Raw genomic sequence first — 17178 nt, 5'->3', positions numbered from 1 at the left:
CGTCGGGCCTTCCATCACCGTCATGTCATCCCCCGTCCGTCCGCTGCCGGCGTTACGGGTTACGGGATGCCCGGACGCGCGGGCGAAAGCCTTGCCCGACCCTGGCCGAAACCTTGCGACGCAGCCCCACCGCCACTACTCGGGCGACGGCAGCGCCTGCTCCGCCCAGATCGTCTTCCCGGTGGCCGAGTGCCGGCTGCCCCAGCGCAGGCTCAGCTGCGCGACCAGCAGCAGCCCGCGCCCGCCCTCGTCGAAGACGCGGGCGCGGCGCAGATGCGGGGCGGTGTTGCTGCCGTCGGAGACCTCGCAGATCAGGGTGTGGTCGTAGATGAGGCGCAGCTGGATGGGCGCGGTGGCGTGCCGCATGGCGTTGGTGACCAGCTCGCTGACGACCAGTTCGGTGGTGAAGACGGCCTCCTCGAGACCCCAGGCCATCAGCTGGTCCGTCACGTCCCGGCGGGCCCGGGCCACGAGGGCCGGGTCGTCGGGCACGTCCCAGGTCGCCACGCGCGACGCGTCCAGGCCGCGGGTGCGGGCCAGAAGGAGGGCGACGTCGTCGGGGGCGCCCTGCTCGGGGAGCAGTGTGCGCAGCACGCTGTCACATCCGGCCTCCAGGGAGGGGGAGAGGCCGGCCAGCGCGCCGGTGAGAGCGGTGAGCCCTTCGTCGAGGTCACGGCCCCGGCCGCCGATCAGGCCATCGGTGTAGAGGGCGAGCACCGCACCCTCGGGCATCTCGAACTCGACCGCCTCGAAGGGCAGCCCGCCGACGCCCAGCGGCGGCCCGGCCGGCACCTGTACGGGGCTCACCGTACCGTCGGGGGCCACCAGGACCGGCGGCGGATGGCCCGCGCGGGCGAGCGCGCAGCGGCGGGCGACCGGGTCGTACACCGCGTACAGGCAGGTGGCCCCGACATCCCCGGCGGGTGTCATGTCCTCGGCGGGCGTGACGTCCCCGGTGAGCGTGGACACGGCACCCTCGGCGGACAGGTGGATGACGAGGTCGTCGAGGTGGGTGAGCAGTTCATCGGGCGGCAGGTCGACGTCGGCCAGGGTGCGGACCGCCGTACGCAGCCGGCCCATGGTGGCCGAGGCATGGATGCCGTGGCCGACCACATCACCGACGACCAGCGCGACCCGCGCCCCGGACAGCGGGATCACATCGAACCAGTCGCCGCCCACCCCGGCGTACGGCCCCGCGGGCTGGTAGCGGAAGGCGATGTCGAGCGCCGTGGGCCTGGGCAGCGTCTGGGGCAGCAGGCTGCGCTGCAGCGCCAGGGCGGTGTCGCGCTCCCGGGTGAAGCGGCGCGCGTTGTCCAGGCAGACGGCGGCCCGGGTGGTGATCTCCTCCGCGAGCAGCACATCGTCATGGGTGAACGGATCGGGCCGGGTGTGCCGGGAGAAGGTGGCCACTCCGAGGGTGACGCCGCGGGCCCGGATGGGCACCGACATCATCGAGTGGAGGCCGTAGGTGCGCAGCATGGCGGCGAGGGCGGGGCTCTCGGCCGTCCAGCGCCTGAAGACGGGGTCGGTCACGCGATGGATGCTGGGCCGGCCCACCGCCAGGGACGTGGCCTGTGGGGAGAACTCCGGATAGGTGCCCACCTGCCCCAGCTTGATCACGGCCTCCGGGGCGCCGGGGAAGACGGACTGACGGGCGACCCGGCGCAGCACCACCGGGCCGGCGAGCGGGCCGGGCGGCGGCTCGACGAACGCCTCGTCCTGGTCCAGCCGCTCCAGCAGATCGACGCTGACGAAGTCGGCCAGTCCTGTGACGCCCACGTCGGCCAGCTCCTGCGCGGTCCGGGTGACGTCGAGCGTGGTGCCGATGCGCACACTGGACTCGCTGAGCAGCAGCAGCCGCTGCCGGGCGAGGTACTGCTCGGTGATGTCGTGGGCGGCCAGACAGATGCCACGCACCTCGCCGTCCGGCGCCTTGACCGGGGCGAGGCGGGCGGACCAGGCGTGTGCGTAGGCCTCGGCGGCGACGCGGCGGAACGTCTCCACATCGCGCCGCTCCCCGGTGCGCAGCACCTCGACCATGTGCCGTTCGAGCTCTTCGCTCTCCAGCATCCCGCCGATCTCCGAGATCCGCAGGCCGCGGATCTCGTTCTCGGGCAGGCCGATGACCTCGGCCATCTGATCGTTGATCCTGCGCAGCCGCAGCATCCTGTCGTAGATCGCCACCGCGCAGGGAGACTGCTGCGAGGCCAGCGCCAGCAGGGCCTCGTCCTTCGCCTCCTCCTCGGCGGCCCCGGTCTCTCCGACCTCTCCAGCCTCCCCGGCCTCGGGGTCCGGGAGCGGGGAGACCAGCAGCCAGTCGCCCGGCCCGTCGGCGGTCGGCTCGCCGCGGTGGGCCAGCAGCCGGACCCGTACGGGGCGGCCGTCGCGGTGGCGCAGGGTCAGCGTTCCGCTCCAGCGGGGGAGGGCCGCGACGGCCCGTACGTCGGCGGGGGAGACCTCCTCGGCGAGCAGGGCGGCGGCCCGCCGCCCCACCACCTCCGAGGGAAGGTGGCCGAGCAGCCGCCGGGCGCCCTCGTTCCAGCTGGTCACGATGGCGTCAGCACTGATCGTGGCCCTGGCCGTGGTCGCCTCGTCGAACGGGTTGTCCCGCCGGCCGCCGAGCTCGTCGCCGGGTCCGTCGCCAAAGGGAAGGGAGGTCTTGTGGCCCGTCATCGTCGATCTGTCCCACCTTCAGCACGCCTGGCCCCGGCCTCCGAGGGGAGAGGTCACCAGGGCGCGCAGATCCAGCGTCGTGCAGATCCGTCCCCACATCAACCGGGGCGACCCCCTCGTCAGGACGCGGCGTACGCGCCTCCGTCAGGGCCTGTACGCCGCGTCCAGGACGGCCGCGACGCGGTCGAGCGCGGAGGGCGGCGGGGTGTACGGCAACCGCAGGTACTGGGTGAGGGTGCGGTCGGCCGCGAAGCCCGGGCCGGGGGACACCTCCACCCCCAGCGCACGGGCCCGCTCCGCCACCGCGTCAGCCCGCGCGCCGGCCAGCCGCAGCCACAGGGCGAGCCCTCCGGGCGGGACGGTGAAGCTCCAGCGGTCGTCCCCGGCCAGCAGCCCGGCCAAGTGGTCGCGCTGCCGCCGCAGCTCCGCCCGGCGCCGCAGCAGTACGGGCGTCGGGTCGCCCAGCAGCTCGGCGGCCACGAGCTGCTGCATCGGCGACGCGGCCAGCGGCGGGCACAGCGGGTCGCGGCACAGCTCGCCGATCAGGCCGGCCGGCCCCCGGATCCAGCCGATGCGCAGACCGCCCCATACGGTCTTGGCGGCCGAGCCGATCAGCAGGGCGCGCCGGATGCGGGGCGGCGGCGCCGCGCTCTCGGCGCCCTCGCGCAGGTCGAGGTCGCGCATCGTCTCGTCCGCCACGACCGTGACCCGGTGGCGTGCGGCCGACTCGGCGACGGCCCGCCGGGTACGGGGGGTCATGAGCGCGCCGGTCGGGTTCTGGAAGTCGGGCACCAGGTAGGCCAGTCCGCCGCGCGCCGCGCGGAAGGCGTCGTCGAGCTGGTCGAGGTCCCAGCCGTCGCCGGTGACCCGGCAGCCGGTCAGGCGCGCTCCGGCCCCGCGCAGCAAGGAAAGGGCGCCGAAATAGGTGGGGATCTCGACGGCCGCGACGCGCGGGCGCAGATGCGCGACGAGCAGCGCCAGGGAGGCGCGGGCGCCCGAGGTGACCAGGATCTGCTCGGGACGGGTGGGCAGCCCCTCGTCCGTGTGACGCCGGGCGATCAGCGACCGCAGCTCGGGCACCCCCGGCCCCGGCTCCCCGTCCTGGACCAGCACGGGGTCCGCCCGCTCGGCGGCTCGGAGCATGGCCGCCTGATAGGCCGCGCGGGGCGCGGCCGGCACGGCCTGGCGCAGGTCCATGGCGCCGGCCTCCCCGGTCGCGGAGAGGGGCGCGATGCGCGCGGCGGCCGCGGGAGGCAGCCGTACGGTGCTGGCGCTGCCGTGCCGGGTATGGACCCACCCGCCGTCCCGCAGCGTCGTCAGCGCCGCGGTCAGGGTGCCGCGGCTGACGCCGAGCCCGGCGGCCAAGCGGCGTTCGGCGGGCAGCCTGCCGCCGTGCGCAGCCGGCCGTCCAGCACGGCCTCCCGTACGGCCTCGGCCAGCGCGGCGACCAGCGGGGTGCCGGGCCTGCGCCACTCGCCCACCACTCTGACCAGCTGCTCGGCGCTGCTACGGACATCGGTCATACGGACGTCGCCCACTGGTCCAGTTTTCCACGATTGGACCGAGCTTCCCGATCTCCCCCTGCCTAGGGTCGGCCCGAGCCCCATCGAGCCCTTATCGAGATGGAGAACGGAGCCGATATGCACCCTCGACTCGCCCATGATCTGGCCGATCTGCCCGACGCCCTGGAGGCCACCCGGCTGCTCGCCACAGGTGTGCTCGACGGGCTGGAGGAGCGGCCGGTCGTCCCCTCCGTACGGCCGCCCGAGCCCGTACCGCTGCCAGCGGAGGGGGCCGGACTGCGGGCCGCGCTGGCGGAGTTCGCCGAACGCTGGGAGCCGGCCTTCGGAGCGAGCCCCGGGCCGCGCTACCTCGGGTTCGTCACCGGCGGCACCACACCGGCCGCGCTGGCCGGGGACTGGCTGACCGCGGCCCTGGACCAGAACTCCAACTCGTCGCTGGACGGCACCGGGCAGCACTTGGAGCGTCAGACGGTCGGCTGGCTGCGTGAGCTGTTCGGCCTCGGCGCGGCCCACGAGGGCGCGTTCGTCAGCGGCGCCACGATGTCCAACACGGTCGGCCTGGCGATCGCCCGCGAGTGGCTGGGGGAACGCAGGGGCGTCTCGGTCGCCGAGGCCGGGGCGGCGGCCCTGGGGCCGGTGCGTGTGCTGTCCGGCAGCCCGCACTCCAGCGTCGCCAAGGCCCTGTCCATGCTCGGCATGGGCCGTGGCGCGCTGGCCGAGGTGGCGACCCTGCCCGGACGGGAGGCGGTCGACCCGGCCGCGTTGGAGGAGGCGCTGGCGCGGGCCGACGGCCCGTGCGTGGTCGTCGCGAACGCGGGCACGGTCAACACCGTCGACTTCGACGACCTGCGCGCCGTCGCCGCCCTGAAGGACCGCCACGACTTCTGGCTCCACGTGGACGCCGCCTTCGGCGCCTTCGCCGCGCTCTCCCCACGCCACGCCCACCTGGTGGCCGGCCTGGACGCGGCCGACTCGGTCTGCGTGGACCTGCACAAGTGGCTGAACGTGCCGTACGACAGCGCCGTCCAGTTCACCCGCCGCCGCGATCTGCAGGCCCGAGTCTTCCAGAACGCGGCCGCCTACCTCGGCCCGCTCGGCGCGACCCCCGACCTGGTCCACCTCACCCCCGAGAACTCCCGTCGCCTGCGCGCCCTCGCCGCCTGGTTCACGCTGCGGGCCTACGGCCGGGACGGGCACCGCGACATCGTCGAGCGCTGCACGGACTGCGCCCACGCCCTGGGCGAGGCCGTCGACGCCACCCCGGGGCTACGGCTCCTCGCGCCCGTCCGGCTGAACGTCGTCTGCTTCACCCTGGCCGAGGACCCGACCCCCGAACGGCTCGCCGCCTTCGCCGAGTCGCTGGCCGACGAGGTCTTCCTCACCCCGACCGTCTACGCGGGCGCCCCCGCGCTGCGCGCGGCCTTCAGCAACTGGCGCACCACCGGGGCCGATGTGCGCCGCATCGCCCGGCGCCTCGCGGAGGCGACCCGAGGTGCGGGCGCATGTTGACAGCGGGTGACCGCCTGGCTGTAATGGGGCGCGGTGCCACGTGGCGTCGACCAAAGAGCAGTGGGCCGGTCGGCAGCTGGGTGAGCACCATCACGAAGGGGCCACGCCATGAGTTCGTACTCCGTGCCTCGCATCTGACCCGAGAGCCATCGCGCGTCGGGCCCCGTCCGTCATTTCTGTTCGTCGGCTGAACACATCCACGTCCATCTCCGGATCTTCAGATCTCGGGACTTGCGGACGAGGGCTGCGCGCCTCCACACCCTTTCCTGCCTTTTTGGCCTTTTCCGGAGAGTCGACACCGCATGCCCAAGTCCTTCAACCAGCAGATCATCGAGGAGTTCCGAGCAAACGGAGGAAAGGTCGGTGGCCCCTTCGAAGGCGGCGACCTCCTCCTGCTCACCACCACCGGAGCGAAGTCGGGGCAGCCCCACACCGTTCCGCTCGGCTACGTCCGCGACGGCGAGCGGCACCTCGTCGTCGCGTCCAACCTCGGCGGGCCCCGCCACCCCGCCTGGTACCACAACCTCCTCGCCCACCCCGTGGTGCGGGTGGAGGTCGGGACCGAGGCGTACGAGGCGATCGCGGTCCCCGCCGAGGGGGCGCGGCGCGACGAGCTCTTCGAGCGGGTGGTGCGGGTGGCGCCCGGATACGGCGACTACCAGAGCCGCACCGCCCGCACACTGCCGGTCGTGGTGCTGGAGCGCCCCGACCATGGAGCGGGGGAGACGCCCGGCGAGGTCAGGACCCTCGCCGACAAGTTCCTGGAGATCCACACCTGGCTGCGCGGCCAGCTGCGCCACATACGCGACGAGGCCGACGCCCACCTCGCCGCCCGGGCCGCCCACCAGGGCCCGGGCGAACCCCCGCCACCCGGGCTCGGCCTGCAGATCCGCCAGCACTGCCTGGCCTTCTGCGAGGGGCTGACGCATCACCACACCGGCGAGGACGACCATGTCTTCCCCGCCCTCGCGACCCACCACCCCCAGCTCCGCGAACCCCTCGAACACCTCCGCGACCAGCACCGCACGCTCGGCCGCCTCAAGGAGCGGCTGCTCGCCCTGCTCGCCGACATCGCCACCGCCGACCCCGTACGCTTCCGGGCCGAGCTGGACCGGATCAGCGAGGAGCTGACCCGGCACCTCGACGACGAGGAGAAGTGGCTGCTCCCCGCCCTGGCGCAGATTCCCTTCCCACCGACCCCGCCCACCCAGCAGGCCGATTGACGGTCGGCAGCTCGCCCCACGAGACACCGGGGAAGCGGCCCAGGATCGAGTCGTAGGCCAAAAGACGGGCCACCAACCGGTCGAGTCGCATCAACGTCTCTCTCACCAGCCGTTGAGGGAGACCCCCGGGTCGCCGACGAGGTAACGGTGAAGGGCGCTGGCGGTGGTCTCCACGAATTCCTGGGGGACCGCGTCGGCGTCGACCCAGCAGACCTGGGCATGCTTGCGTGGCTCGCGGTTCTCGGGCTCGCCGGTCCATTCGTGGGCGGCGAAGACGACGGTGAGGAAGCCGTTGGGGGCCTCCACGCCCCAGGCGCCGTGGATGATGTGGGCGACCTTCAGGGCCTCCGGTTTCACGGTCAGGCCCGTCTCCTCAAACAGCTCACGGACGGCGGTCTCGGTGATGGGTTCGCCTGGCTCGCTCTTGCCCACGGGAAGGTCCCACATGCCCTGGGCGAACTTGGCGTTCTGGCTGCGCTGGAGGAGGACGACGCGGTTGGTGGCCTTGTCGTGGACGATGACGGCGGCGACCAGCAGGGTCATGGATCCGAGGGCGGGCGGCAGGGCTTTGGGCTGGTCGTCGGTTGTCCGCTGAGCCACGGCGGGTGTCCCTTCGTCGGCCGGATGGTGGCAGCTTAGGCCAGCGCTTCGCGTGCGCGACGGGCGAGTTCGGCGGCTCCGGGCACTTTGCGGCGCTGGTAGATCGCGAGGGTGGAGCGCAGCGATGTGATGGCCTTGCGGGTGCGGTCGGAAGTCATCCCCTCCATCAGGGTCAGGGACTGGGACCAGGCGGCGACGGCCTCATCGGCTCGGGCCTGGGCGGCGAGGCTGTCGCCAAGGTCCGCGTGGGTGAGGGCATGGACACGCTTGTACTTCTTCGGATCTCAGCGCACCAGGGCATCGCGGTGCTGCTGCTCGGTGCCGATGTGATCGGCGAGGTCGGTCAGGGTGCGAGCCGTGTGGCTGGTGACGAGGCTGGCGGCGGGGCCGCTTACGCGGGAGTAGCTGGGCTGAGGGCCGTCGTCCCGTAACAGGGCGTCTTCGGCGGCGAGCAGGGCGCGGGCCGCTGTGGGTTTCTCGTCGATTGCGGCGAAGGCGCGGGCGTGGATGATGTGGAGCAGCGCCTCGGTCTGGCCGTCCACGTGGCCAAGGCCGCGGCTGAGGGCCCCTTGTCCAGCCGAGAGTGCATCACTGAATCCGTCCCTGCTCGCGAAGCCCAGCAGCCGGAAGAACCGTCACAGCTGAGGGGTCACACGCGAGTGATTTCGATGGCGAGGGCGCCGAGCGCTTCCTTCTCGGGCAAGTAGATGGCACGGATATTGGTGAGCTGCTGTTCGCGGGTGGCGGTCGGGTTGACGTTGGCCGGCCCCTCGCCGTCGAGCAGGGATTCGAAGTCGGGGTACTCGGTGACTCGCTTGACCTTTACGTCGCAGGTTTCCTCGGTGCCCTTGATACGGAAGCGGACGATGTCGCCCGCTGTCAGGTTGGCGAGGTGCGGGTACTTCACCCGCACCTCGATGGTCTTGGTGCCCGCGGCGACGAGGTCGAAGTACTGGCGGTAGAGGTTGAGCTCGCGCACGCGGGCGGTCGTGTCGGTCATGGGGCGGGAACGCTCCTGGTGGCTGGTGCGGTCATCATGCGGCCGATCTCGGTGGCCGAGTACGCGCGGAAGAAGTGCCGGGGGTCGGACAACAAGGTATCGGTCATGGCGAGCAGTTGCTCGGCATGGTCCGTGATGGTGCCGGGCCACTGCCGGGTGTCGAGCATCCAGTCGGCGGCACCCTCGGGTAACGGTGCATGGCCTTCGCGGATCAGCGACTTGGACAGTTTGGCGCCGGTGTCGGTGACGATCTGTGGGCAGAACAGGCGGGCGGGGAGTTGGGCGCGGGTAAGGCCGACTGCCTGGAGGGCCTCGTCGACCAGCTGGGAGCCGAAGACCCAGTCGCCGCCTTTGACCATGACGTGCAGGGTGCCTTGGGGGCCGGACAGGGCGAGTTCCTTGACCATGTTGCGGTACAGCGTGGCCAGGTCCAGGTAGGCGCCCCCGTCAGGGGTGATGGCGGCCCGGTAGGGAACGCCGATACCTGGCGAAGGTCTTCGGCCTCGATGTCGCGGTGCTCGACCAGGCCGTGGCGTTCAGCAAGAGCCGCCGGGACGTCGACGGTGCGACGGGGAGGCCGCTGGAGCCGTGCGCATGGCCGCAGGCGCACCCATGCCCTGTGGTGAGCGCGGTGTCGGCGGATGCGGTGGTGTCCGCCGACTTCGCCCGGTTCGTCGCGCAGCGCAACGCCGACGAATTCGTCGTCGAGCAGCTGGAGGCCGACGTTGCCCAGCTTGCCCGCGCCTACGTCAGCCACCCGCTTCTGGAGTTGTACGTTGAGATCAAGCGGCTGCGGAACGGGGCGTTCGAGCTGCTGCGCGGCCGCCAGCGCCCCCAACAGACCGCCGACCTGTACGTTGCGGCCTCACGGCTGTGCGGACTGTCCGCGCATGTCTGTCTGGACCTGGGCGACTACGACTCCGCGGCCACGCACGTCCGCACGGCCCGGGCGTGCGCCGAGTCGGCCGGCCACGAGGGGATGCTGGCCTGGGTACGGGCCGTGGAGTCCCTGATCGCCTACTGGACAGGGCGGTACGAGCAGGCGGCTCGGCTGGCGCAGGCAGGTCGACAGCACCGGGCGGGCGGCAGCATCAGGGCTCGGTTGGCGAGCCTGGAGGCGCGGGCCCTGGCCATAGTCGGAGACCGGGCGGGCGCGGTGGCGGCCTTGGTGGACGCCGAGCGCTCCCGTGAGGCGATGGCTGGCCACGACGAGGTGCCGGGGGTCTTCGCCTTCCCGGCTGCCAAGCAGTGCGCCTACGCCGGAACCACCCACCTGGCGGTCGGCGGACGTGACCACGTCCAGCAGGCCATCACCAGCGCGGACACCGCGATCCGGCTCTACCGCGGCGCGGAGCTCGCCGACCAGTCCGTCGGCGACCTGTTCGCCGCCCATGTCGACCTCGCCCGCGGCCACCTGCTCCTGGGCGACCTGGATGGCACCGAGGCGATGCTCGGCTTCGTCCTCGATTCCCCGCCGGAGCGCATGTCGGCCAGCATCGTGCGGCGGCTCAGCGCGCTCGGCCGGGAGCTGGGTGGGCCGCAGTACGGTGGAGCCGCACAGGCGGCACAACTGCGCGCACGACTCCAGCACACGGCCGTCCTCGCGGCCTCACCCGCCGCCCACTCACCGGAGCTGCCGACGTGACCGACCTGCCCGCCGCACACGACGCCGCTGTCACCGACCGGGGCCGCCTCGCCGGAAGGGCCTACAAGAGCGACCGAGACCTTGCCGCGCGCCAGTCGCTCTATCAGTGGCAGACGCCCCGCTACGACCTGCCCGGCATCGTCGCCCAGCATCTGAGCGGTGTGCGCGGGCGTGTGGTCGATGTCGGCTGCGGCAACGGCAAGTTCGTCCGGCGGCTCCGGCAGGACCGGCCGGACCTGGTCGTGCTGGGCTTGGACATCGCCCCGGGAATCCTCGCCGGTGTCCCCGGTCCGGTCGCCGTAGCGGATGCCACCCGCCTGCCGCTGGCATCGGCGAGCATGGACGCGGCCTTGGCGCTGCACATGCTTTACCACGTCCCGGACATCGCCGAGGCGGTCAAGGAGCTGTCCCGTGTTGTGAGCCGTGACGGGCTGGTGGTCGCCTCGACCAACAGCGACCGCGACAAGGCCGAACTCAACGACTTGTGGCAGCGGGCCGCCGGCGACGTCCTCGGCACTGAGCGAGGCCCTGCGCGTATCTCGCTCAGCGCCCGCTTCTCCCTGGAGAAGGCACCCGCCTTCCTAGGCGAAGAGTTCGGCCGTATTGAGACGATCGAGCTGCCCGGCAGGGTCACTGTCCGTGCCCCCGAGCCGGTAGTGGCGCACATGGCCTCGTACCAGGCATGGGCGGACCAGCACGATGTGCCGTTCCAGGCGACCGTCGAGCGTGCTCGCACCATCCTGGTCGAGCACATCGCCCGGCATGGGGCCTTCGAGATCACCTGCCTCGGCGGCATCCTCGTTTGCCACCGCTGACAGCATGAGAGAGCAGCACGGCACGGCCATGCGGCGACTGAGCACGGCCGTGCTCAGCACACCTACGATCGGCGCAAGGAGAGCCGATGAATCACAGCACGTACAGGACGCGACGGGCCCGGCAGATTGCCGGTGAGGCGGTGGAGTACGACCACGTCGACGCGCGGTTGGCCGGCGATCTCGGGCAGGCGGTCTACGACCGTCGGATCGAGCTCGGACTGTCCCAGGCCGAGCGGGCCGGGATGACGCAGCCTCAGGTCTCCCGGATGGAGGGCGGCGACACCGTGCCCACGCTGCCGCTGCTGCGGCGCCTGGCGAAGGCCCTGGACGGCTCGTTGAACGTCGCTGTCGACGAGGGTGACTCCCGCGTCACCTTCACCCCGCACGCCGCGTGACCCCGACGCGCACCCGGACCGTCAGGGACGCCGTGGGCGGCGTCCTGCGGACCGGGTGCGGACAGGTAGACCAGGCGACCAAAGAAATCGCAGGTCAAGTGGCATGATCGAAGATCAGGCCTTCTTGGTCTCCCAGAAGATCTTGTCGATCTGGGCGATGTAGTCCAGAGCCTTCTGGCCCGTCGCCGGGTCCGTGGAGGCCTTGGCGGCGCTGAGGGCCTTGAGGGCGTCGTTGACCAGCTGGTGCAGTTCCGGGTACTTCTCGAAGTGCGGCGGCTTGAAGTAGTCGCTCCACAGCACCGAGACGTGGTGCTTGGCGAGCTCCGCGCGCTGCTCCTTGATGACAGTGGCGCGAGCCCGGAAGTGCGGGTCCTCGTTGGCCTGGTACTTCTCCTGGACGGCCTTGACGGACTCGGCCTCGATACGGGCCTGGGCCGGGTCGTACACGCCGCAGGGCAGGTCGCAGTGGGCGCTGACCTTGACCTTCGGGGCGAACAGGCGGGAGAGCATACTGCTGTCCTTCCTAAGTGATCGTCTTCTCAGGTGCGAGATTACTCCGTGGGGGAAGGCTTTTCTCGGGTGCCCCGGGGGGCTTAGGTCAAAAGTCCAGTGGCAGCCTGAGATGCCTGGGATGCTGAATGTGTACGTGACCGGAGGTGCCGTGATGCGAGAGCAGCTGCACGATCGCGGGCAGGAGCAGGACCGCGAGCGCGGTGGGCTGCTGCGGATCGGGCTCGCCGAGGTGTACAACCCGTCGATGGTGCCGACGCTGAACCCCGGTGACCGGTTGGTCGTCCGGTACGGCGCGGCCGTCCGCGCGGGCGATGTGGTGGTGCTGCGGCATCCGTTCCGCCAGGACCTGCTGATCGTCAAGCGCGCGGTGGAGCGGCGCGACGGCGGCTGGTGGGTCATGGGGGACAACCCGTACGTGGAGAACGACAGCCGGGAGTTCGGCGTGGTGCCGGACGATCTGGTGGTGGCCCGGGCCTGGCTGCGGGTGCGGCCGCGGCCGGCCGCGGGGTCGGGTCAGCGGTCGCTGACCGGGATGCTGTCGTGGGCGCTGTCCGCGGTGCGGCCGGTGCGGGCGCTACGCCCACCAGGGTCTGCGCGGTCGTTGTTGGGCTGGCGCGGGGCGCTGTCGGAGCGCTCGGCGTCGAGGCGCTTGCGGGCGCGGTAGGCGGCGACGTTGGCGCGGGTGGCGCAGCGGTCCGAGCAGTAGCGCCGGGATCGATTTGTCGATGTGTCGAGATAGGCGTTGCGACAGGGCGTGGCCTCGCAGATGCCGAGGCGGTCGACGCCCAGCTCGGTGAGGTGGAAGGCGAGCCCCATGGAGGCGGTCGCGGCATAGCCGGCGCCCGCGTTGGCCGCGTAGTCGGCGATGTGCATATGCCAGTCGGGGCGGCCGTCCTCGTCCCGGTTCTCATGCCCGGAGATCTGCGGACTGACCGGGAACTCGATCAGCAGCGCGTTCAGCAGGTCCACGGCCAGCACCTCGTCCCCGTTCGCCGCCGCCTCGAAGACGGCGCGCAGCCGGGCGCGTACTGATCTCAGCCGGGTGACATCGGCGTCGGTGGCGCGCCGCGCCGCCTGCTGGCTCACCCCGAAGAGCTCGCGTACGGCCTCGACCGAGGTGAGGGTGTCGGTGCCGCGGGCGGGCTCCTCGCTGTTGACCAGGCGCACGGCGAGATCCGAGTAATAAGCCAGTTCCACTTGTGGTCCTTACGGGGGCGGGGCTAAGGTCGGTAATGGCTGATCTAGGTACGAGGGTATTACGACCGAGAGACGGGGAGAGCGTTCGATGGTGGACACCGTCGCCGCGCCGAACTGGCGGACATGGCAGCAGAGCTGGGATCGACAGCAGGAGTGGTACCTCCCCGACCGCGAGGAGCGGTTCCGGGTGATGCTGGACGCGGTGGAGGCGCTGGTCGGCCCGGAGCCCAGAATCCTGGACCTGGCCTGCGGTACGGGCAGCATCACCGACCGGGCGGTGCGCAGATTCCCCCGTGCGACCAGCACGGGCGTGGATCTGGACCCGGCGCTGCTGACCATCGCGCGCGGCCATTTCGCGGCGGACCACCGGGCCCGGTTCATCACGGCGGATCTGCGCGACCCGAAGTGGACGGATGAGCTGCCGCACCGCTCGTACGACGCCGTACTCACCGCCACCGCGCTGCACTGGCTGGACAGCGATGCGCTGCGGGTGCTGTACGGGCAGCTGGCCGGGGTGGTGCGGGACGGTGGGGTGTTCCTCAACGCCGACCATATGCCGGGGGAGGGCACGCCGCGGATCGACGCCGGGGTGCGCGCGTTCGAGGACGCCCGGCGGGAGCGGGCCAGGGCCGAGGGCGTGCAGGACTGGGCGGCGTGGTGGCAGGCGGCGGCCGGGGATCCGGTGCTCGGCGCGTCCGTCGCCGAGCGGTTCAAGATCTTCGGCAACCCGGCCGACGGGCCCGACCACGCGAGCGGTGTGGCCGAGGCGTTCCAGCCCGTCGGCTGGCATGCGGACACGCTGCGCGAGGTGGGGTTCGGCGAGGCGCGGGCCGTGTGGTGCTCCCCGTCGGATGCGATGGTGCTCGCGCTGAAGTAGTTCAAGGAGCTCAAGCGAGTGCGGGCGGTACGGGCCGGATTCGGCCCGTACCGCCCGTTGTGTGCCTCTGTGTGCCTCGAGCAGCGCTACAGGACCTTCGACAGGAACGACTTCGTCCGCTCGTGCTGTGGGTTGGTGAGCACTTCGCGTGGATGCCCGGACTCGACGACCACCCCGTCGTCCATGAACACGACGGAGTCCCCGACCTCGCGGGCGAAGCCCATCTCATGGGTCACCACGACCATGGTCATACCGTCCTCGGCCAGCCCGCGCATCACGTCCAGCACATCGCCGACCAGCTCGGGGTCGAGCGCCGAGGTGGGCTCGTCGAAGAGCATCAGCTTGGGCTCCATGGCCAGCGCCCGGGCGATGGCCACGCGCTGCTGCTGGCCGCCGGAGAGCTGCGAGGGGTAGTTGCCCGCCTTGTCGGAGAGCCCCACCCGGTCCAGCAGCTTCAGCGCGCGCTCCCGCGCGACCGCCTTGGCCTCGCGCTTGACCTGGACCGGCGCCTCCATGACGTTCTCCACCGCCGTCATATGCGGGAAGAGGTTGAAGCGCTGGAAGACCATGCCGATGTCCCGGCGCTTCTCGGCGACCTCGCGGTCCCTGAGCTCGTAGAGCTTGTCGCCCTTCTGCTGGTAGCCGACCAGTTCGCCGTCCACGTACAGCCGCCCGGAGTTGATCTTCTCCAGGTGGTTGATACAGCGCAGGAAGGTGGACTTCCCGGAGCCGGACGGGCCGATCAGACAGAACACCTCGCGGGGCGCGACCTCCAGGTCGATGCCCTTGAGGACCTGTACGGCGCCGAAGGACTTGTGCACGCCCTCGGCCTTCACCATGGCGGTCATGACGTGCCCACACCTCCTGCGGAGCGGTTGGAGAAGGAGAACAGATTGACCCGGATGCGCTGCAGTGGGGTCATGGGCAGGCTCCGGCTCGAGCCGCGGGCGTAGTACCGCTCCAGGTAGAACTGGCCCACGCTCAGGACGGAGGTGAGGATGAGATACCAGGCGGCGGCCAGGAAGAGCATCTCCGCGGGGGCGCCGGAGGTCTGGCCGATCTCCTGCGCGGCCTGCAGCAGGTCGAAGTACTGCACCGCGATGACCAGTGACGTGGTCTTGAGCATGTTGATGAACTCGTTGCCGGTCGGCGGCACGATCACCCGCATCGCCTGCGGCAGCACGATCCGGCGCAGCGTCTTGGCGTGGCTCATGCCCAGCGCGTGGGCCGCCTCGGTCTGGCCCTCGTCGACCGCCTGGATGCCCGCGCGGCAGATCTCCGCCATGTACGCGGCCTCGTTCAGGCCGAGTCCGAGCAGTGCGGCCAGGAACGGGGTCATGAAGTCCGACCACTCGTCCTGGTAGATCGGACCGAGGTTGATGTAGTCGAAGATCAGCCCCAGGTTGAACCAGAGCAGCAGCTGCACATAGACCGGGGTGCCGCGGAAGAACCAGATGTAGCCCCAGGCGATGGCGGCGGTCACCGGGTTCTTGGACAGCCGCATCACCGCGAGGATGACGCCGAGGACCACGCCCAGTGCCATGGCGGCGATCGTGATCCAGACGGTCTTGCCGACGCCCTTGAGGATCTCGTCGTTGAAGAAGTAATCCGGGATGGCGCCCCAGTTCACCTTCCCTTGGGAGAAGGCGTACACAATCGACGCCAGGAGGGCGATGACGACGACCGCGGCGACCCAGCGCCCGTAGTGGCGCACCGGGATGGCCTTGATGGTCTCCGGTGCGCGGGGTGGCGGGGAGTCCTTCGGGCCCACCTTGTCGATCTCAACAGTCACGGAAAGAGCCTTTCAGTGGGAGCGCGTGAGCGAGGGGAGGCCGGGTCACTTGCCGCCGTTGACGATGGCCTTGAGGACCGCGCCATCCTGGACGCCCCACTTGGCGATGATCTTGTCGTATTCGCCGTTCGCGATGATGAAGGCAAGGGCCTGGCGGAGCGCGTCGCGCAGCTCGGGGTTCCCCTTGGCGACGGCGATGCCGTACGGAGCCGCCTCCACCTGCTCGCCGACGAGCTGGAAGTCATTCCCGCCGCCCGAGGTCTTCACGGCGTAGGCCGCGACCGGGAAGTCGCTGGCCCCGGCGTCGCCCCCGCCGCCACGCAGCCGGGTCTGGGCCTCGGTGTCGTTGCCGAAGGCCTCGATCGCGATCTTGCCCTTCTTCTTCTCCTGGCAGGTCTTGGACTGGGCCTTCGCCAGGTCGTGCGAGACGGTGGCGCGCTGGACGACGATCTTCTTGCCGCACAGGTCGTCCCAGGTCTTGATCCCCTGGTCGTCGCCCTTCCTGGTGTAGATCGACACACCGGCGGTGAAGTAGTCGACGAAGTCGACGCCCTCGCCGACCTTCTCGCCGGTGTCGGGGTTGACGCCCTCCTGACGGCCCTTGTTGTCGGTCATGGCCGACATGGCGATGTCGTACCGCTTGGCGCGCAGGCCGGTCAGCAGGGTGTCGAACCCGGCGGTGTTGAACTGGAACTTCACGCCGAGCACCTTGCCCATCGCGGCGGCGAGGTCCGGGTCCAGGCCGATGACCTGGCCGTCCTTCTTGAACTCCACCGGCGGGTAGTTGGTGTCCGAGCCGACCTTGATCACGCCCGCGCTCTGGATCTTCTTCGGCAGCAGGTTGAAGAGCGGCGCCGTGGTGGCCCCTCTGGTGGTGGTCGTCTTGTCCCTCTGGTCGCCACAGCCCGTCAGGAGCAGGGCGCCGGTGACCGCGATCGCGCCGGCGACGGCCGCCTTGGACTTCATGCCGGTCCGTCGGCTGCGTCGGCGCGTGATGCTGGCGGTCATGCTCGTTCCTCCTGCGGGGTGAGAGGGTCTCCGAATGAGCCGGAACACGTTTGTGGGTGTCGCGACCCTGTGTGATTGGGGCATCTTGCCACCGGACTGGCTCGATCAGACGTCCAGCCATGTCAAAATCGGATAACGGGCGACCCCCGTGGTGCACAGGCGCGGAAACGCCGGGCCGCAGGATCGCGGCCAATGAGCGGAACGAGACGTTCATCACGTTTCATCACTTAGGGAAACGTCTCGAGTGTTGGACGTTCGAGAGTGATTCAATCGCTTTTGCGGGTAACGCGAGGTAATCGAACGCCACACACCGGCCGCGGCAGGAAATCGCTCGTCCCCGGAAGGGCCTTCCGGTAGAACGGGCGGTTACCCCCCTCACCCGGGGCTCAGGGCGCGTGTGCGGCGCGC

General features: G+C 70.9%; 16 protein-coding genes and 3 pseudogenes. 7 read left to right on the top strand and 12 right to left on the bottom strand.

All coding sequences use genetic code 11. The features are described 5' to 3' along the window. Nucleotides 1-135: 135 nt before the first annotated feature. From ACH4U7_RS26820 to ACH4U7_RS26810, 3 genes are all read right to left on the bottom strand, one after another. Nucleotides 136-2673 carry a SpoIIE family protein phosphatase gene (locus tag ACH4U7_RS26820; protein WP_398530390.1) on the bottom strand — a complete coding sequence of 846 codons (2538 nt, stop codon included), beginning with the start codon at nucleotides 2671-2673 and terminating at the stop codon, nucleotides 136-138. A gap of 144 nt (nucleotides 2674-2817) precedes the next feature. Continuing rightward, nucleotides 2818-4038: a PLP-dependent aminotransferase family protein gene (locus ACH4U7_RS26815; RefSeq protein WP_398530389.1), complete on the bottom strand. Its 1221-nt coding sequence runs from the start codon at nucleotides 4036-4038 to the stop codon at nucleotides 2818-2820. Further along, nucleotides 4002-4196 carry a hypothetical protein gene (locus tag ACH4U7_RS26810; protein ID WP_398530388.1) on the bottom strand — a complete coding sequence of 65 codons (195 nt, stop codon included), beginning with the start codon at nucleotides 4194-4196 and terminating at the stop codon, nucleotides 4002-4004. The genes ACH4U7_RS26815 and ACH4U7_RS26810 overlap by 37 nt, the downstream gene beginning before the upstream one ends. Before the next feature lie 117 nt (nucleotides 4197-4313). Here ACH4U7_RS26810 and ACH4U7_RS26805 point away from each other — a divergent pair, with 117 nt between their 5' ends. Beyond that, complete coding sequence (locus tag ACH4U7_RS26805; protein ID WP_398530387.1) at nucleotides 4314-5705, top strand: pyridoxal phosphate-dependent decarboxylase family protein; 1392 nt, start codon at nucleotides 4314-4316, stop codon at nucleotides 5703-5705. Between the two features lie 302 nt (nucleotides 5706-6007). Then, nucleotides 6008-6928: a nitroreductase/quinone reductase family protein gene (locus ACH4U7_RS26800; RefSeq protein ID WP_398530386.1), complete on the top strand. Its 921-nt coding sequence runs from the start codon at nucleotides 6008-6010 to the stop codon at nucleotides 6926-6928. Between the two features lie 102 nt (nucleotides 6929-7030). Here ACH4U7_RS26800 and ACH4U7_RS26795 read toward each other — a convergent pair whose 3' ends face one another. From ACH4U7_RS26795 to ACH4U7_RS26780, 4 genes and pseudogenes are all read right to left on the bottom strand, one after another. Further along, a complete protein-coding gene (locus ACH4U7_RS26795) occupies nucleotides 7031-7528 on the bottom strand; it encodes an NUDIX domain-containing protein (RefSeq protein WP_385624855.1) in 498 nt (165 codons plus the stop codon). 35 nt (nucleotides 7529-7563) lie between these two features. Then, nucleotides 7564-8100 (bottom strand): annotated as a pseudogene (locus ACH4U7_RS26790) (tetratricopeptide repeat protein); the annotation flags it as partial. 77 nt (nucleotides 8101-8177) lie between these two features. Next, nucleotides 8178-8528, bottom strand: a complete 351-nt coding sequence (locus ACH4U7_RS26785) for an ASCH domain-containing protein (protein WP_398530385.1) — start codon at nucleotides 8526-8528, stop codon at nucleotides 8178-8180. After that, a pseudogene (locus ACH4U7_RS26780) lies at nucleotides 8525-9001 on the bottom strand (hypothetical protein); the annotation flags it as partial. The pseudogene ACH4U7_RS26780 and the gene ACH4U7_RS26785, both read right to left, overlap by 4 nt. A gap of 41 nt (nucleotides 9002-9042) precedes the next feature. On the opposite strand from ACH4U7_RS26780, the gene ACH4U7_RS26775 reads away from it, so the two are divergent. The 3 genes from ACH4U7_RS26775 (at nucleotide 9043) to ACH4U7_RS26765 (ending at nucleotide 11383) form a co-directional block, all read left to right on the top strand. Further along, nucleotides 9043-10173, top strand: coding sequence for an XRE family transcriptional regulator (locus ACH4U7_RS26775; protein WP_398530384.1), 1131 nt, complete (start codon nucleotides 9043-9045; stop codon nucleotides 10171-10173). Beyond that, complete coding sequence (locus tag ACH4U7_RS26770; RefSeq protein ID WP_398530383.1) at nucleotides 10170-10988, top strand: class I SAM-dependent methyltransferase; 819 nt, start codon at nucleotides 10170-10172, stop codon at nucleotides 10986-10988. Before ACH4U7_RS26775 ends, ACH4U7_RS26770 begins: the two co-directional genes overlap by 4 nt. An 86-nt stretch (nucleotides 10989-11074) precedes the next feature. Further along, entirely contained in the window at nucleotides 11075-11383 is a 309-nt protein-coding gene (locus tag ACH4U7_RS26765; RefSeq protein WP_398530382.1) for a helix-turn-helix domain-containing protein, read from the top strand. A gap of 114 nt (nucleotides 11384-11497) precedes the next feature. On the opposite strand, the gene sodN is transcribed toward ACH4U7_RS26765, so the two are convergent. Further along, a complete protein-coding gene (sodN, locus tag ACH4U7_RS26760; protein ID WP_089511141.1) occupies nucleotides 11498-11893 on the bottom strand; it encodes a superoxide dismutase, Ni in 396 nt (131 codons plus the stop codon). Between the two features lie 112 nt (nucleotides 11894-12005). On the opposite strand from sodN, the pseudogene sodX reads away from it, so the two are divergent. Further along, nucleotides 12006-12356 (top strand): annotated as a pseudogene (sodX, locus tag ACH4U7_RS26755) (nickel-type superoxide dismutase maturation protease); the annotation flags it as partial. A gap of 53 nt (nucleotides 12357-12409) precedes the next feature. Here sodX and ACH4U7_RS26750 read toward each other — a convergent pair. Continuing rightward, nucleotides 12410-13093 (bottom strand): CGNR zinc finger domain-containing protein, encoded by a 684-nt coding sequence (locus ACH4U7_RS26750; protein ID WP_398530381.1) that lies wholly within the window; start codon nucleotides 13091-13093, stop codon nucleotides 12410-12412. 88 nt (nucleotides 13094-13181) lie between these two features. Between ACH4U7_RS26750 and ACH4U7_RS26745 the strand changes: the two genes are divergently transcribed. Continuing rightward, nucleotides 13182-13970: a class I SAM-dependent methyltransferase gene (locus tag ACH4U7_RS26745; protein WP_398530380.1), complete on the top strand. Its 789-nt coding sequence runs from the start codon at nucleotides 13182-13184 to the stop codon at nucleotides 13968-13970. 86 nt (nucleotides 13971-14056) lie between these two features. Here ACH4U7_RS26745 and ACH4U7_RS26740 read toward each other — a convergent pair whose 3' ends face one another. From ACH4U7_RS26740 to ACH4U7_RS26730, 3 genes are read right to left on the bottom strand one after another with little or no spacing between them, the layout of a single operon-like run. Further along, entirely contained in the window at nucleotides 14057-14809 is a 753-nt protein-coding gene (locus ACH4U7_RS26740; RefSeq protein WP_398530656.1) for an amino acid ABC transporter ATP-binding protein, read from the bottom strand. 5 nt (nucleotides 14810-14814) lie between these two features. Then, on the bottom strand, nucleotides 14815-15762 hold the full coding sequence (locus tag ACH4U7_RS26735) for an amino acid ABC transporter permease (protein ID WP_398530379.1): 948 nt from the start codon (nucleotides 15760-15762) through the stop codon (nucleotides 14815-14817). A 45-nt stretch (nucleotides 15763-15807) separates the two neighbouring features. Continuing rightward, entirely contained in the window at nucleotides 15808-16770 is a 963-nt protein-coding gene (locus tag ACH4U7_RS26730) for an ABC transporter substrate-binding protein (protein ID WP_398530378.1), read from the bottom strand. Nucleotides 16771-17178 lie beyond the last annotated feature (408 nt).

Source organism: Streptomyces sp. NPDC020845, from assembly GCF_044334165.1.
In the GTDB taxonomy this organism is placed as follows: Bacteria; Actinomycetota; Actinomycetes; order Streptomycetales; family Streptomycetaceae; genus Streptomyces.
This window is presented reverse-complemented; position numbering and strand designations above follow the sequence as displayed.

What these genes read in the sequence shown, in the direction of transcription:
- ACH4U7_RS26820 (WP_398530390.1), bottom strand. Translation starts at nt 2,673, where the DNA reads ATGACGGGCCACAAGACCTCCCTTCCCTTTGGCGACGGACCCGGCGAC.
- ACH4U7_RS26765 (WP_398530382.1), top strand. Translation starts at nt 11,075, where the DNA reads ATGAATCACAGCACGTACAGGACGCGACGGGCCCGGCAGATTGCCGGT.
- ACH4U7_RS26785 (WP_398530385.1), bottom strand. Translation starts at nt 8,528, where the DNA reads ATGACCGACACGACCGCCCGCGTGCGCGAGCTCAACCTCTACCGCCAG.
- ACH4U7_RS26740 (WP_398530656.1), bottom strand. Translation starts at nt 14,809, where the DNA reads ATGGTGAAGGCCGAGGGCGTGCACAAGTCCTTCGGCGCCGTACAGGTC.
- ACH4U7_RS26730 (WP_398530378.1), bottom strand. Translation starts at nt 16,770, where the DNA reads ATGACCGCCAGCATCACGCGCCGACGCAGCCGACGGACCGGCATGAAG.
- ACH4U7_RS26810 (WP_398530388.1), bottom strand. Translation starts at nt 4,196, where the DNA reads ATGACCGATGTCCGTAGCAGCGCCGAGCAGCTGGTCAGAGTGGTGGGC.
- ACH4U7_RS26745 (WP_398530380.1), top strand. Translation starts at nt 13,182, where the DNA reads ATGGTGGACACCGTCGCCGCGCCGAACTGGCGGACATGGCAGCAGAGC.
- sodN (WP_089511141.1), bottom strand. Translation starts at nt 11,893, where the DNA reads ATGCTCTCCCGCCTGTTCGCCCCGAAGGTCAAGGTCAGCGCCCACTGC.
- ACH4U7_RS26800 (WP_398530386.1), top strand. Translation starts at nt 6,008, where the DNA reads ATGCCCAAGTCCTTCAACCAGCAGATCATCGAGGAGTTCCGAGCAAAC.
- ACH4U7_RS26805 (WP_398530387.1), top strand. Translation starts at nt 4,314, where the DNA reads ATGCACCCTCGACTCGCCCATGATCTGGCCGATCTGCCCGACGCCCTG.